Origin of the sequence: Microcoleus sp. S28C3, from assembly GCF_036700785.1 — a bacterium.
GTDB lineage: Bacteria > Cyanobacteriota > Cyanobacteriia > Cyanobacteriales > Microcoleaceae > Microcoleus > Microcoleus asticus.
Genome location: NZ_JAUBPO010000135.1, coordinates 1 through 15,205 on the forward strand (window position 1 = coordinate 1; position 15,205 = coordinate 15,205).

9 protein-coding genes are annotated in these 15,205 nt (G+C 47.1%); 5 read left to right on the plus strand and 4 right to left on the minus strand.

All coding sequences use genetic code 11. The features are described from left to right. The first annotated feature begins 282 nt into the window (after positions 1–282). Both QUA13_RS28330 and QUA13_RS28335 read left to right on the plus strand, forming a co-directional pair. Entirely contained in the window at positions 283–981 is a 699-nt protein-coding gene (locus QUA13_RS28330) for a glycosyltransferase domain-containing protein (RefSeq protein WP_333203905.1), read from the plus strand. A 108-nt stretch (positions 982–1,089) separates the two neighbouring features. After that, positions 1,090–1,737 carry a histidine phosphatase family protein gene (locus QUA13_RS28335; protein ID WP_333203907.1) on the plus strand — a complete coding sequence of 216 codons (648 nt, stop codon included), beginning with the start codon at positions 1,090–1,092 and terminating at the stop codon, positions 1,735–1,737. A gap of 64 nt (positions 1,738–1,801) precedes the next feature. On the opposite strand, the gene QUA13_RS28340 is transcribed toward QUA13_RS28335, so the two are convergent. Together QUA13_RS28340 and QUA13_RS28345 are read right to left on the minus strand one after the other, a co-directional pair. After that, on the minus strand, positions 1,802–3,007 hold the full coding sequence (locus tag QUA13_RS28340; protein WP_333203909.1) for a glycosyltransferase family 4 protein: 1,206 nt from the start codon (positions 3,005–3,007) through the stop codon (positions 1,802–1,804). 1,103 nt (positions 3,008–4,110) lie between these two features. Next, the gene (locus QUA13_RS28345; protein WP_333203911.1) at positions 4,111–5,727 is read right to left on the minus strand and encodes a HAMP domain-containing sensor histidine kinase; all 1,617 of its coding nucleotides are present in this window, start codon (positions 5,725–5,727) and stop codon (positions 4,111–4,113) included. A 268-nt stretch (positions 5,728–5,995) separates the two neighbouring features. On the opposite strand from QUA13_RS28345, the gene QUA13_RS28350 reads away from it, so the two are divergent. Then, positions 5,996–7,402 carry a TldD/PmbA family protein gene (locus QUA13_RS28350; protein WP_333203919.1) on the plus strand — a complete coding sequence of 469 codons (1,407 nt, stop codon included), beginning with the start codon at positions 5,996–5,998 and terminating at the stop codon, positions 7,400–7,402. 311 nt (positions 7,403–7,713) lie between these two features. Here the strand turns inward: QUA13_RS28350 and patX are convergent, their stop codons facing one another. Next, the gene (gene patX, locus QUA13_RS28355; protein WP_333203913.1) at positions 7,714–7,914 is read right to left on the minus strand and encodes a heterocyst-inhibiting protein PatX; all 201 of its coding nucleotides are present in this window, start codon (positions 7,912–7,914) and stop codon (positions 7,714–7,716) included. 724 nt (positions 7,915–8,638) lie between these two features. Beyond that, positions 8,639–9,376 carry a dephospho-CoA kinase gene (gene coaE, locus QUA13_RS28360; protein WP_333203915.1) on the minus strand — a complete coding sequence of 246 codons (738 nt, stop codon included), beginning with the start codon at positions 9,374–9,376 and terminating at the stop codon, positions 8,639–8,641. Positions 9,377–9,581: 205 nt separating this feature from the next. Between coaE and QUA13_RS28365 the strand changes: the two genes are divergently transcribed. Continuing rightward, positions 9,582–14,711 carry a CHAT domain-containing protein gene (locus tag QUA13_RS28365; protein WP_333203917.1) on the plus strand — a complete coding sequence of 1,710 codons (5,130 nt, stop codon included), beginning with the start codon at positions 9,582–9,584 and terminating at the stop codon, positions 14,709–14,711. Positions 14,712–14,860: 149 nt separating this feature from the next. Next, positions 14,861–15,205, plus strand: a 345-nt coding sequence (locus QUA13_RS28370; protein WP_445242754.1) for a helix-turn-helix domain-containing protein, incomplete at its 3' end; no start/stop codon positions are given.

Sequence of the window (15,205 nt, forward strand, 5' to 3'; positions counted from 1 at the left end):
CTCTCGTCCCCTCGCTATCTCTGAACTCCTCACCTTTCGGGGGTTTCAATATCTCACTCCTTAAGAGAACAGTGTCGAACTGTCCTGGCAACATATCTATCAGATTAAGAATAGATATGTTGCCCAATTTTAGAAATGCAGCATCCGGTGCTATTCGTAACCCTACTTTCTTCTCTTTTGAAGCTCGATGACATAAAATTCCTCAATCGGATACAAACGGATTTGATATCACTGGTTACAGTCTGTGTAAGTGGAATCAAGAAATGAAGCGATTTGAGGCTTATGCAAATTCCTGAAGAACCTATTTTCATCACCTTGTGCGACGCAGGTAGTCCGCACGTCCAGCCATTGCATTCGTCATTGCAGGGTAACTTGCGTATCCTCGATAATTACTGTCCGCGACTGGGACTCCTCTCAAAGATATTCAAGGTTCGCGACTTCTTAGCTTCTGATACCGATATTGCTGACGACACAATCATAGTCTTTACGGATGCCTATGATGTCCTGTGCATTCGTTACGATCCTGCCGGATTGGCAGCAGATTTCAGTGCCACAGGTAGAGATATTATTATCAGTGCCGAAACAGTATTCTGCCACCACAGTGCCGATGTACTTCCCTTCTTTTTGTCTAACTATTTAGGGCATCCAGCCAAGTATCTCAACAGTGGCTTTATCATTGGGTACAAATGGGCTTATCTCCGTATGCTTAACTATATTGCCAGTAATTTTGTGGATAAATACATGATGGATTGCCGTCAGAATGACCAGCGTGTAATTTCGCGATTTATGTTAGAAAACTGTGAACTGGGTCTGTTGAACATGGATATCGACAGCAGGTTCAAATTCTGCTATACCCACACCTACGACAATAATCCACTATGCTGTGACAATTTGGTATCTTATTTTGTCCATGTAACCTGGCTGGCGCTGGAAATACAGAAACAAGCCTACGAGGAGATACAGAGAGTTTTCAATATTTAGAAATTTCAGCCGGGCTGATTCAAAATTGGTCAAATGAGCCTGGAAATCAAAACCCTGCCGTAGAAATGGAGCCTTCCTTATCAATCACTATCTATAGGATAAGAAGAAATGAAACTTGTCATTGTACGCCATGGGGAAACCGAGTGGAATGTACAGAGTAAGGCTACGGGGCAACTCGATAGTCCATTGACACCCAAAGGAATCCGGCAGGCCCATGCAATTGCCGATCGCTTACTGCGTCTTTCATTCACCACTTTATACAGCAGCGATCTGGGTCGTGCTGTTCAAACAGCCAATATCATTGCTAAAGTATGTGGAAAGAAAGTCATTTTTGACCCGCAATTACGAGAGTGGAACATGGGAATATTTGAGGGATTAACAGTCTCTGAAATGCACAAGAAGTTTCCACAGTATCGGCAAGACTATGAACGTATTGGCTTTGAATACGTCATCCCAGAAGGAGAAAGTTTAAGGCAATGTAGGGACAGAGGCTGTCGTGTCCTGAATGCGATCGCTGAACGACATTTAGATGAAACTGTTGTGGCGATCGGTCATGGTTGTCTCTTGATGGTTTTTTTTGAAATGGTGCTTGGTCTCCCACCTGGAAATAGTTGGCGCTTCAAGCTGTATAATGCGAACCTCTGCATTTTTGAGTATATTAACGGGCGTTGGAGTCTTATTGTCTGGAATGATGTGAGTCATCTCGAAAATATAGAGACTTTCAGTAAGGATTCAGGTATAAGCTTGAGGAATTAAAAAAGGGGTTTGTACATTAGACTTAATCATAGCTTGTAGAGATTATTCAACTTGACGCTTAATACTACTTCATTCTTTTTTCCAGCTCAGAGATATAAAAGTCTTCAAGTTGTCGGATATGATTCTTGATATCGTATTGTTGAGCACAGAGAAAGGCGTTGTTAACGATCGTTTCTCTCAGGCGTGCATCGCTTAAGAGTGCTAATATTCCTTCGGCAATTCGCTCGCTGTTCTTGTAATCAACAACCCAAGCATTCTCTTTATGTACAGCAAGATCCAAAGCACTACCTGCAAGAGTAATAACAGATGGAACTTTAGAAAGCATTGCTTCTATATAGACTTGTCCGAAGGTTTCTTGAATAGAATCTGTAGGCACATGGACAAAAACATCAAATAATCGGAACAGGGCAAAAATATCCTCTTCAAATGGGATTTCAACATAGCTCCCATCGGGTAATTCCGACAACTTATTTGTGATGCTGATAATGTCTTCGTATTGAGGCGCAACGATGTCTTCTTTGCGTGCATTGCGAATTTTCTCCTCCAGGCTGGCACGATTTGTATGTGTACCTGAAAGAACTAAGATTGCATTAGGATAAGTTTCGAGAACCTGCTTGTGTGCTTCAATGACGTATTCAACTCCTTTCCATCTGACATACCTTGCAGCCACACCGATAACAGGGCCGTGATGATTTGCTAGATACTTAGAGCGCAATTTCTCAATGCGCGAACTGTCTACATTCTCAAATTCACTAATATCAAATCCCGTTGGTATCACAGTGATTTTATCATCTGGTATGCCGTCTTCTATCATGCCTTGTTTGCTTGTGTTGGTAACACCAATAATATGGGTGGCACATTCCCATATCAAACGATGCTTGCTGGGAGCATGACGCGAATAGTATTTAATCGAAGGATGTTCCCTGGTGAAGATTCGTACTGGAATATGGGCGTAATAAGCAGCTTGCATTCCAGCCAAGCTGCCGGCGAACCAATGAGTATGAACAATATCAGTTTTATTTCTTATCAAGTGTTCGTAGATAAATTTGACGATCTCTGGGGTATTGCTATAATCCTGATAGGAAGCAACAGTGCAAGGAACATTAATCTGGCTTAAAAAGGAGATCATAGGATCGCCTTCATTAAGAATGATATAGTCAATTGCGAATTTACTCTTATCGATACATTTGGCGACCAATTCAAAGGGAACCCAACGAATATGGTGCGTGAAGATATAGGTAATTTTAATTCTCTGCTCTGCTCTGGTCATAACTGTGGAACTCGTAGTCTTTGTATAGGGGATTAGGTATATTGGGATTCTCTAGCGAACTCTGGCGGAAATAGAATCGATATCTAGCAAAAGTCTTCCTCTTGCAATCTAAGGAAGCCTTTTAGTCACGGGACAATGTAGTTATACTGAATTTTACCAGAAGATGCACAATGTGAAGTTAAATTTCCTTTGAAATCGACATTGTTGTTTAAAAGAAATATCTTTTCGGCATTTTGGAAAATAGTAAAAGAATATCTGCCGGGTTTTCAGGTAGCATAATTGAAGGGTTCAATGAGGATTTGAGATCAACTCCCTCTCTTGAGGTAAAGATGAGACCGATACAATCTTTGTGCTGCTCCGAATCAAGCTTAGAGATGTGTAGATTCCCTACTGTAATTTCCTGTAAACAACCGATTCAGGCTTAAATAAACCACACTTGGCGCATGATTATTGCTACACAGCGCATCCAACAAGTCCTTTTTGCTGTCTGCTCGTTTTTTGAACGGCCTGTGCAACTCACCTCGGAACTTTTGGAATTCAGTCTCTGTTATAATTATTGGCATAATTAATTTTGGGATGATGACCTTTATCGTTATTGAAACCGTCATTATCTCTTCTTACTTCGCGTTCATCCTTTTTTAGTTTCATTCTTCTCTAAAGTCCAATAACTATCAGTGTACGTTTTTGAGACACTAATTTTGAGATAAGTTTTGTAACAGTTTGTGGTGGGGTTAAGCCTTTTTCTGGTTGAAAGGGGTGTTGCAAAAACGATCGTTTTTGCGGCAGTTTGTTTGCGAAAAGTTATATCGAGCCGGTACGATGTTTGATTTGTGAAGGGTGGATGAGGCAATTATTAAGTAAACTCAGCGAGATTTTAATTGATTAATGCGATCGTGCTGTATGGGCGGGGTTTACTAACAATATTTAAGGCTCACAAACAATCTATAAAAACCGCCTCCACCCAACCAACAACCCAGATTAACATGAGGTTCAATCCCATTTTAAAAATATCTATTCGGATTTGTCGTTGGGGTGGGGCGGGTTTATTATATTGTTCGTTTCTGACATAGATGGTTGGTAAAACCCGCCACTACACCTAATGACTATTGCAGCGGCAAAAATACCGTCATCACCTCACCCTTTTCAGGCCGCTGGCGAATTACCAACTTCCCGCCAGCAGCCCGAAATAAATTCTTAGTCACGCTCAAATTTAAACTCAAACTTCCCGTCTCCGGCTGCACCATCAACAAAGGCCCGATCGATCGCAAAGGAGCATTCGCCTTAGCCGCAAAAGTCGATGCGCCATTACCTTCAGGTAGGTGTTCCGATTCCAACTGCAACTTTAACTGATCGCCCGCCAATGTCACCTCCACCTGAATGCGACTCCCCGATGGCAAAGTTCGAGTGAAATTCTCAATCAAATTAGTTAAAACCTGATCCAACATCGTCGGATCGCTGACTACCGCAGGCAACTTTTTCGGGACAATAACTTCCAAAGTGTGGTTGCGCACAGCCGCCTGTTTTTGCCAGCGGGGAATGCTATTTTGCAGCACTTCACCGAGGGACATTGCTGTTAGCTGCACGCCCGAATTTTTGGCTTGCGACATTTCCAATTCCACGGCGCGGAAAATTAAACCGAAGCGATCGATCTGAGCGGTACACTCAGCATCAATCATTTCCAAACGCTTGACCACCACTGGCTCAAGTTTGGGACGTTTCAGCAACAATCGAGTCAGCGTGCGAATAGTAGCCAAAGGTGTGCGGACTTCGTGGGCGATCGCCTGTAGCAATTCCACCTCTTTACTAGCCAGAGGAATTGGAGATTTGCAGTTGATATCTGTAGCCGATAACTTTTGACGCCTGGGACTCAAACCATCATCAATTCTTTCATCCTTTACCCTGCCTGCTTCCTCTTTCCCAACCGGCAAATTATGCAACAGCAAGCGGCTGAACTGCATCACTGTTTGATAATTTGGAGCCATCGGCAAAAACTGCTCGAACAGCGCGTCTAATTTAGTAGAATTATTAGTTACTTGGCTAACTGGTAAATTGAAGCTGCCATCAGAATTGGCAAGCAAACTGTCGCTTTCAGTCACCCTGCGCCGCAAAACTTCCCAAGCTTTGGCGACTACTTGCGGGTCGAAAGAAAATAGAAAAGCCGGCATTCCCGCAGAATTTTCACCCAAAACCATCACCAGGCTAAAACTAGCAGTTAAAACCAAACAAAACTGCTCGTGCGCCAAAGGATCGCCGATCGCCAAAGCCAAAGCCGGGGCCGCCGCAGGCACAGATATTTGCTCATCAGCCGCCGGCAGTAAAGCTAAAGTTTGTCTAGCACGAAAAGACCACAAAGCAGCATCGTTATCGGGAATACTGGTAAAAATCCAATTGGCAAAGCCGTTGGCCCTCTCAGGGTCAGTCAAAACCGAAGACGGGCCGGACAAAACCAATCCCTGACAGGAATTGGGGATTGTCGACCGACAATTTGCTCGATCGGCATCTGTTTTTTGTCCGGGTTTTTGCCGGTCGAGCATTTGATTCAAAGCTGCGATCGCCCCGTACCATTCCTGTTCAGCTTTCAGCCGAGAAGCCCCACGGCTGGCAGGACACCGATGGCGGTTGTTTTCTCCCGCCAACTTAGCATCAAAGAGACTGAGGTCATTTTCTTGGCCTTCGGAGGCTAAAATTTCGCTTATTGTCGGTAAAAAGTAAGTATTCACAGTTATAAACCCACCTTCGGAGGCATGAAGGGTGAAGTATTTATGTATAGGAAAGTTCAGGAGTTAAGACTCAAGCACCAGCGCGATCGAAAAATCCCGCATAGTTTCTTGCGCCTTCCTCCTAACCCACAGGATATCCACATTTGTCAACTAACGACATTGGCAGAACCGTACCAATAAGTCGCAATCTCCGCGCTTGGGGCGATATTTTGCACGATCGCCCTGACAAAAGTGCAAAATGAAGTCAGTTAAACACCGTGCTTTCCTTATGCCCACCTCGATCGCCGACTCGAAAAATCTGCTGTCAGACTTAATGGCACGCTACCGCAATCAAGTGGATTATCTGGCAATTCGACTCGAAGAAGCCGAAGGCACCGACATCCTGCTGCGAGGCGAAAAAATTGAAACCCTCAGCGAAGGAGTCTCAATTGGCGGCCAAGTCCGAGCTTGTCACAAAGGCGGCTGGGGCTTTGCCAGTTTTAACCGACTTTCCACCCTCGCCGAAAGAATCGAAGAAGCCATCGCCGCGGCTAAACTGATCGGCGAAGAAGAAACGATTCTGGCACCAGTTACGCCAGTACAAGACATTTGCTTGCTGCCGCTGACAGGAACAGACCCCCGTCTGGTTCCCCTAATTGACAAAAAGCAATTGTGCGATCGCTACGCGGCCATCCTGCGCAGCATTGACCCCCGCATCGCCACCATCTCCGTGCGCTACGGCGACAGCACCCAGCGCATCATCCTCGCCACCTCCGAAGGCACCATGCTCGAACAAGGTTGGGCAGACATGGAAATGCGCTTTGCCGCCACGGCCCGCAGCGGGGAAACCGTACAAACAGGCCGCGAAACCACCGGTTCGCGCAAAGCCTACGAAGACTTAACCGATCTCGATGTTCAAGTTCGCAGCGCCGCCCAGCGCGCCGTAGATTCCCTAGCCTTACCCCCCGTCCAAGGCAACACCTACACCGTCGTCATCGACCCGATTCTGACCGGATTGTTCGTTCACGAAGCCTTCGGGCACCTTTCCGAAGCCGACATGGCCTACGAAAATCCCGACATTTTGGAAATTATGACCCTCGGCCGCCAGTTCGGCCCAGAAAACTTGCAAATTTTCGACGGTGCAGCGCCAGAGGGACACCGGGGCAGCTATTTCTACGACGACGAAGGTACTCCGGCGACTACGACTCAGTTAATTAAAGACGGCGCTTTAGTCGGGCGGCTGCACTCGCGGGAAACTGCGGGCAAATTGGGAGAAACGCCTACTGGCAATGCTCGCTGTTTGAATTATCACTATCCGCCGATCGTCCGCATGACGAATACTTGGATCGAACGGGGTGACACGCCAGTGGCTGACTTATTTTCTGGTATCAAAGAAGGAGTTTATGCGCGCAATTGGCAAGGCGGCATGACTAACGGCGAAATGTTTACTTTCAGTGCCGGCGAAGCTTGGATGATCCGCGACGGAAAACTCGACAATCCGGTGCGGGATGTTACTCTTTCGGGTAATGTTTTCAGCACTTTAGCCGATATTGAGGCGATCGGCGACGATTTCTACTGGGATGAATCCGGCGGCTGCGGCAAGGCAGGACAAAGCGGTTTGCCGGTAGGCTGCGGTGGCCCGAGTTTGCGGATTCGCGATGTCGTGGTTGGTGGCGAAGCTGCGGAAGAAGATTAAAGTTTCAAAAGTTTAAAAAATAAAGGTAAAGCGCAAGATTCCTACTCGCGCTTTACCTTTATTTTTTGAGTGCAACATTTCGCGCCTGTTTGTGGCATCTGATATCTTGAGTACGCTTGGCCAAAAAACCGGAACAGCCAAAAATTATGTTTTGAGTCGTCAAATACCGCTAAAAAATAGGTTTTTTGGTACGCAGTACCTAAGTCCTGAATTAATGGATGGAAATCTTCAATTTTTCTCTTCTTATCCCAATTTTCGATTCTCCCCGTAATTACCTAATTCCCAACAGACAATTATCGCTTTTTTCGCCTTTATCTCCCGCTTCCTCGTTCTGGCGGCGTATCTTTATCGTTATCGTAAAAGGTCTGAGTGTCGGCTAGAGCGGTTAAAATGTCTGGAGCAGAGTTGTCTTGAGCAAAAAAGGTCGATCGAGTTTCTAAGCTTTGAGCGCTAACTGCGGTGCTGCTCAGTAACAGGCTTGACATCAGGATGGAAGAGTAAACGCCGATCATAATAAATTTTGGTATTTGTATTTTCCCCTTCTTGATACGCAGTCTGTACTCGGCTATCAGGATAAAAAAAAATTAATGGCAGCGAAACCATCAATTAGTAATTGACGGCACCTGCACTTTTTTTTATTTTTCGTTGAAAGCAGGTGAAAGCCCTTATCTAGCTCGCTTGTTTGCTCGCAAGTTCGAGCTGTCTGCTACTTGCGGCCAACCAGCAAAATTTAATACCATCTAAAAAAAAAGAAGGCCTCTCTAGGCCGGTGCTCCAAAACCTGGTAGTTATAAATCATTCCCAATTTTAAAATTTCAAATCTCAAATGGTATACACCCTGGAAGCCACTTGAAACACTCTGCAAATAAGGAAACGAAAACCGCAAACTATAAATCTTTAATAGTCTTCAGATTAATTTCATAATTTATTGATATTAGGAAGAACCCCTCGCATTAAAGACAAAATAGCAGATTACAGAGGTGCGTCATCAGCACCCTACATATAAAAATTTTGGTGCACGATATTCCTGAAAGAAAGCAATGTCTAATCCTTCAGATTAACTTCATAAATGGTTGTTATGGTATTTTCAAATGAATTGTGAACCTTTTTTATTTTTTTGTCTCTCTTGCTTTGTCTCAAGATGGCTGGCGCGCCGCTCCGAAGGACGAGTCGAAAGCGGTTCTGAAAAAAAAAGCCCGTTCACAAAATCGTGGAGTCAATCTTACATCTCAAAACTCAAATCTCACATCGACTGACTTGCGAATCTACCTGTAAGAACACCGAGTCGAGGGTTGACGAGTTGTCCAAAACAACATCAGCTTGTTGACACTTTTGAGCTAGCGGTAACTGGGCGTTAATGCGGGCATTAGCTCGATCGTAACTCAAGCCGTCTCGCTGCATTAGTCGTTCTAACTGCACTCCCGGCGAACAGTACACCACCCAAATTTCGGTACACAAGTCAGTCATGTTAGCTTCAAACAGCAGCGGCACTACCAAAACCAAAGTCAACGTGTCAGTCGGGGCGCAGAAACCGGAGTTTTTTTCAACAATACTTCGTTCTAGCTTTTGATCGCGGTGAACAAACCCGGTTTCTTGAGTTTTTGTACTTAAGTGATGTGTGCCTTGCGATACCGGAGTCAATGCAGCAATGCAGCTTTGAGTTTCCTCAACAAATCGGCGGCGGACATAAGGGTGAATCTGTTGTTCCAACCACTCCCGCTCGGCTGCGTTACAAAAAATAATATTTCCCAACTCGGGCCGATTTAAATTGCCGTCGGGGAGCAAAATAAGGGCGCCGTATCGTTCTACAATAGAGTCCAGTATTGGCGAACCTGGGTTCACAGCTTCGCGGGCGTAAATATCGGCATCTAAAATCGGAAATCCCCAGGCATCTCTCAGATAATTAGATATAGCGGTTTTACCGGTGGCGATGCCCCCAGTTAAACCGATCAGACGCACAATTCCATCGCTCATAATTTTCGCTGTTTAAATTTCCTGGGTTTCGACACTTACTGTCTGTCTTTGCTATGTTGGTGACACAATTAAATTTAGACTGAAAATTTAAGATTTGCGATCGAGAACTAGCGTTAGGAAGTGTCAGCATTGGGGTGCGATCGACTCTTTTTTACCTAAAATCTCAATTTTAAACTCGAATCAAGGTCTAGACCGAGGCAAACTTATGAATGCTCAACGTGCTGTGCGGTCGATTCTGGCAGCAATTCCCATTGCCGGATTTTGGATATTAGATTTTTCCCCCAACCTGCTGTTCTTAAAAGAAAACAGCAGCAGATGGGTATTCGTGGCAATTTATCCCCAATCTCAAATTGCTGCAGCACAATCTATTACTCCAGCCCCAGACGGCACCGGAACCGCTGTCACCGCCCCAGGTACAGGGTCGCCCCCTCGCTACGACATTCAAGGCGGCACTCCCTCCAGAGACGGAGCAAATCTATTCCACAGTTTTACTCGGTTCGGTCTGAATTCAGGCGAAACTGCCAATTTCATCTCCAACCCAACCATAAAAAATATCCTCGGCCGCGTTGTCGGCGGGGACGCTTCCTTAATTAACGGTCTAATTCAAGTTAGCGGCGGCAATTCTAACTTGTTGCTGATGAATCCCGCAGGCATCATCTTCGGAGCAAATGCTCGACTCGATGTGTCCGGGTCTTTTTTTGCTACCACCGCTAGCGGTATCGGTTTTGACGACCGTTGGTTCAACAGTACAGGGGCGAACGACTACGCAGCCCTAGTCGGAACGCCGAATGCTTTTGTTTTTGGCTCACAGCCGGGGAGTATTGTCAATGCCGGTAACTTGGCTGTCGGAACCGGGCAAAATTTGACTTTGCTGGGCGGTACGGTCATCAGTACGGGCAAACTTTCAGCCCCGGGCGGTCAAATTACTGTGGCGGCTGTTCCGGGCGAAAATCTGGTGCGGTTGAGTCAAAACGGACTTTTGCTGAGTTTAGAAGTTTCTCCGGCTGCGGGAGTGTCGGGTTCGGAAACTCTTCCCTTCTCTCCCCAGAGTTTACCTCGGCTGCTCTCTGGTCCCGGCGTGGCTAACGCTACGGGTATAACTACGAACGCTCAAGGTGAAGTCGTACTGACGGCAGGCCCCACAGTGCCTGCAGGTGCTGGAACTGCGCTGGTAGCGGGTGATGCGGATGTGTCTGCCAGGGGGGGCGCGGGAGGAAGTGTCAACGTGTTGGGCGACAAGGTAGGGCTGTTGGGAGCGAAGATTGAGGCTTCGGGGCCGGACGGCGGCGGAACTGTGCGGATCGGGGGAGATTACCGAGGCGAGGGAACTGTGCCGAATGCAACAATGACTTACGTGGATGGCAAAAGTTCGATCGCCGCCAACGCAACTCAATCAGGCAACGGCGGCAGAGTTTTTGTCTGGGCTGACAACACGACAGCATTTTTGGGCAGCATCAGCGCGAATGGCGTTTCTGCAACGGGAACCGCAGGTGTTGGCGGGTTTGTGGAAGTTTCGGGCAAGCAAAGATTGATTTTTAACGGTACTGTCGATACTTCCGGGACAAACGGTTTGGGGACTTTGCTGTTAGATCCAGAAAATATCTTAATTACAGATTCCCCAGAAGGTACCGGCGATGCGGCAATTATTGCCAATAATATTTTGGCAACAGGAACGCCATCACAACAGCCAAACAATTCTGAGCCTTCGCTGACAATTTCGGCAAGAGCTTTGGAAAGTATGTCGGCGACGACAAATGTGGTTCTCGAAGCGCTCAACGATATTACAATTGCTGATTTGGCGGACAATCAGTTGAGCTTTCAAGCAACTACTGGTTCGGTGACATTGAGAGCAGATGCCGATCGCAGCGGTGCGGGTGTTTTTTCGATGAATTCGGGAGATACAATTAGCACTCAAGGCGGTGCGATCGCCATTTCGGGAAATCAAATTACTGCGGGCAATTTGTCAAGCAACGGCGGAAATATTAGTTTGATTAGTCCGGGTTCGACCGTTGCCAACAATATTTCTTCATCGAATCCTAGCACCGGCAGCAGCGGGAATATTTTGCTCGAAGGTCTGAACGTAACGGCCCAAAAACTTGATGCCAGCGGCCCGGAAGCGACGGGAAATGTAACATTGACAGCTCAGAATGTTCTGGGAGTTAGCTCGATCGCAGGGGGTTCGGGAAACATTACTTTGACTGGTAATGAAATTAATTTTAAAGGCGACAAAAATTCAGTCAGCGGCACTGGCTTTTTGGTACTGCAACCTTGGAACGCAGGTCAAAATATTGCGATCGGCGGTTCTGGAGATGTCGGCACTAATATTTATTTGAATCTGACGGCAAGCGACCTCGGAAGTTTGCAAAATGGGTTTGCTGGAATTACGATCGGCCGTAGCAACGGTATCGGTTCGATTCTGATTGCCAACGATTTCACATTTTATGACTCGCTAATTATTCAATCGCCGGGGGGTTTGGGAACAATCACTACCACAAATTCCTTGACAGGGGCCGACAATGCCTCAATTACTCTCAAAGCTGACGGCAATATCAGAACCGGAAATATCACTACCAACAATCAGGAAATTCGCATCGCCAGCACAGCGGGCAATGTCACAACAGGTCAGCTACGTACTGGAACTGCCCCCACCATCAACACTTCTGTCAATTCTGCCAAAGTGCCACGCTCGGAGGCGGGAGATGTTAGCGTTACCGCAGAGGGAACGGTGACTGCAGGGGCGATCGACACGAGGGGCGATCGCGCGGGGAATGTGACGCTGACGGGGCCCAAGGGAGTCACTGCGGGTGCGATCCAAGCTGGCGGCTCGAAAACACCGGGAAATATTACTTTAACGGGCAACGATATTGACTTGACGGGTGGCAACAATTCGATCGCCAGCAACGGCAATTTGGTGCTGCAACCGGCCGATCCCAGTCAAAATATTATAATTGAAGGTTCTGGCAATACCGAAGCTCTGAACTTGACTTCTGCGGAATTGAACTCGCTGCGGAATGGGTTTGCTTCGATCGCGATCGGGCGTTCTGACGGTAGCGGTGCGATCTCGATTGCTTCTGGAACGCCAGATTCAACACCAGTGACGGTGACATTTCAAGACCCGACGACGATTCAATCGCCCAATGGCACTGGCGCGATCGTGGGAACGGGTGCGATCGTCGGAACTGATAACGCCACGATCTCTCTGATGGGCGGTACTGTAGCCGTCGGAGACGTTACCTCGACTGCGGGGATTAACATCACTAGCACTCAAGGCAACTTGACTGCTGGTACGCTTTCATCTCGATCGGCTTCCGCGGCGGGCGATATCAAGATCGACAGCGCCGCTGCGGTAGAAACCGGCAACATCGATGCTTTTGGTGCTAGAAGCGGGGGAGATATTTCGATTGCGGCGCCGGGGCGGATCGTTACAGGCGTGATCAATTCCAGTTCGGAGTCGGGAAGTGCCGGTTCGAGCAAGATTACCGGGCAGAAAGATGTTGAAGTTGTTTCGATCAAAGCTCGCGGCAATACGGGCGGCGATGTGGAAATCGATGCTGGGGGAGCGTTTCGGGCTGCGGGAACGGGAACGGTTGCCGATCGCGCCGAGGTCAGCATTTCTACAGACGGGCTGGCTCGGTCGGGTTCGCTGACGCTCTCTCAAAGCGCTTGCCCGTCGAGAACTTGCACGGTGGCGACTGTTGGGACGGGAAACTCGAAGTCGAACACTGCCACCTCCTCAACTACTATCGGGCCGCTGGCGATCGTGTCGAGTCCGGCACCAACTACCAGCGTGGAACTGAAAACTACAGCCAATTCTCAACAAATTGTGACTGAGGTGAGTCTCCCCTCCGCAGCGTCTGCGCCAAAGAGCAGTAACACAAATGTCTCGCCTGAACCTGCTGCTGCGTCTGTTGAGGTGGGGTCGAACGAGACTGCGACCGGCTCGGTATTGCTGTCGCAGTCGCTGTTAACAGACAATCAGGGTGCGCCGGCGACGACAGAAAACGGCAGCGGGGGGGCAACTGCACAGAAGCCGGCGAGTGGGGCGAGTGCAGGAAGTATCGGGAATGTCAGGGTTCCTGAGATTTCTCGATCGAGTTCGATCGGGCAAATAAATCCGATCGACGCAGTGCAACAAAGGGATAGAACTCAGGGTCGGGAATTTGAACGTTACTTTGGGGGCAATCTCGGTCAAAAGTCGGTCACGCAGCAAAGTATTCGAGATACTCTCAGCAGCGTCAATCGCTTGACGGGAGTTAAACCCGCCATCCTTTACGTGTGGGCGAAAGAGAAACATTTAGAACTTGTGTTGTTATTGCCAGACGGCAAAAGTGTTTTTAAAAGCGTGCCTGCAAGCCGCGAGACAGTGCTGCAAGTTGCTAAAGAATTCACTAATGCTATCAGAACTCCCAGGAGATTGAATGCTGCTGATTACAAGGAACCTGCCGAGGAACTTTACCAGTGGTTAATTGCACCGCTGCAACCGGAATTGGAGGCTAACAAGATTGACACCTTGGTGTTTTCGATGGATGCGGGTTTGCGGACTTTGCCTTTGGCTGCTCTTTACGACGGCAAGCAGTTTTTGGTAGAAAAGTACAGTTTGGGGCTGATTCCAAGTTTGAGTTTAACTGATACTCGCTATGCCGATGTTAAGAGTTCTGAAGTTTTGGCGATGGGTGCGTCGAATTTTCCTGCCAAATACGATCAAAATCCTTTGCCTGCAGTGCCGCTGGAAATATCGACAATTGTGGGCAAGATTTGGCCCGGTTCGTCTTTTCTCAATGAAGCTTTTACTTTGGCAAATTTGAAGGATAAGCGCAATCAATCGCAATACAAAATTATTCATTTAGCTACTCACGGCGATTTTCAGCCAGGGGGGGCAGAAAATTCTTACATTCAGTTTTGGGATACTAAGTTGCGGTTGAATCAGTTGGATCAGTTGAAGTTATCTAACCCGCAGGTGGAGTTGTTGGTTTTGAGTGCGTGTACTACGGCGGTGGGAGACGAACAAGCTGAGTTGGGGTTTGCGGGGTTGGCGGTGCACGCGGGGGTCAAATCGGCTTTGGCGAGTTTGTGGTATGTCAGCGATGTCGGTACTTTGGGGCTGATGACTGAGTTTTACCAGCAGTTGCGCACGGCGCCGATTAAGGCTGAGGCTTTGCGGCAAGCGCAGTTGGCGATGCTGCGGGGTGAAGTGCGGTTGCAAGATGGTTATTTGAGGCGATCGGGCAACAATCAAGCTCTGCCCTTACCGTCGGAGTTGACCGCCAGGGGCGATCGAAATTTGTCGCATCCTTATTATTGGGCTGCTTTTACTATGATCGGTTCGCCGTGGTAATTGTGAAGGAAGAGGGCATGGGGTGCGATCGTCCAAACTCACTATAGCAATTCCATTTGAGATGTAAATAGGGCTTGCTGAATAAGCTGATACGCAGCTAGATTGTATAATATAAATATAAGAAAATAAGCGATAATTAGTTATAATGTATGCCAGCAAAAAACCATCTATCTCAAAATCAAAAGCAGAGACTCATTAAACTACTAAAAGAGTCTGACGATAATTACGTAAGGGGAAAAGTTCTAATTTTATTGCTAATAAATGACGGAAAAACTTATCGACAAATTAGTGAATCTATGGAGATTGCTTACACAACAGTAGCTTATTGGTCAGTTCACGGCGATCCAGATAATTTGGATAGTTTTTTAGATAAAAGAAGCCCAGGAAATTTTCGCAAAGTCACTCCAGAGTATGAAAAAATATTGATAGATACAATCGAAAAAGCTCCGGAAGAATATGGATATGAATTTGGGAGATGGACGGCAGCCAGACTA

What these genes read in the sequence shown, in the direction of transcription:
- QUA13_RS28330 (WP_333203905.1), top strand. Translation starts at nt 283, where the DNA reads ATGCAAATTCCTGAAGAACCTATTTTCATCACCTTGTGCGACGCAGGT.
- QUA13_RS28335 (WP_333203907.1), top strand. Translation starts at nt 1,090, where the DNA reads ATGAAACTTGTCATTGTACGCCATGGGGAAACCGAGTGGAATGTACAG.
- QUA13_RS28340 (WP_333203909.1), bottom strand. Translation starts at nt 3,007, where the DNA reads ATGACCAGAGCAGAGCAGAGAATTAAAATTACCTATATCTTCACGCAC.
- QUA13_RS28350 (WP_333203919.1), top strand. Translation starts at nt 5,996, where the DNA reads ATGCCCACCTCGATCGCCGACTCGAAAAATCTGCTGTCAGACTTAATG.
- patX (WP_333203913.1), bottom strand. Translation starts at nt 7,914, where the DNA reads ATGATCGGCGTTTACTCTTCCATCCTGATGTCAAGCCTGTTACTGAGC.
- coaE (WP_333203915.1), bottom strand. Translation starts at nt 9,376, where the DNA reads ATGAGCGATGGAATTGTGCGTCTGATCGGTTTAACTGGGGGCATCGCC.
- QUA13_RS28365 (WP_333203917.1), top strand. Translation starts at nt 9,582, where the DNA reads ATGAATGCTCAACGTGCTGTGCGGTCGATTCTGGCAGCAATTCCCATT.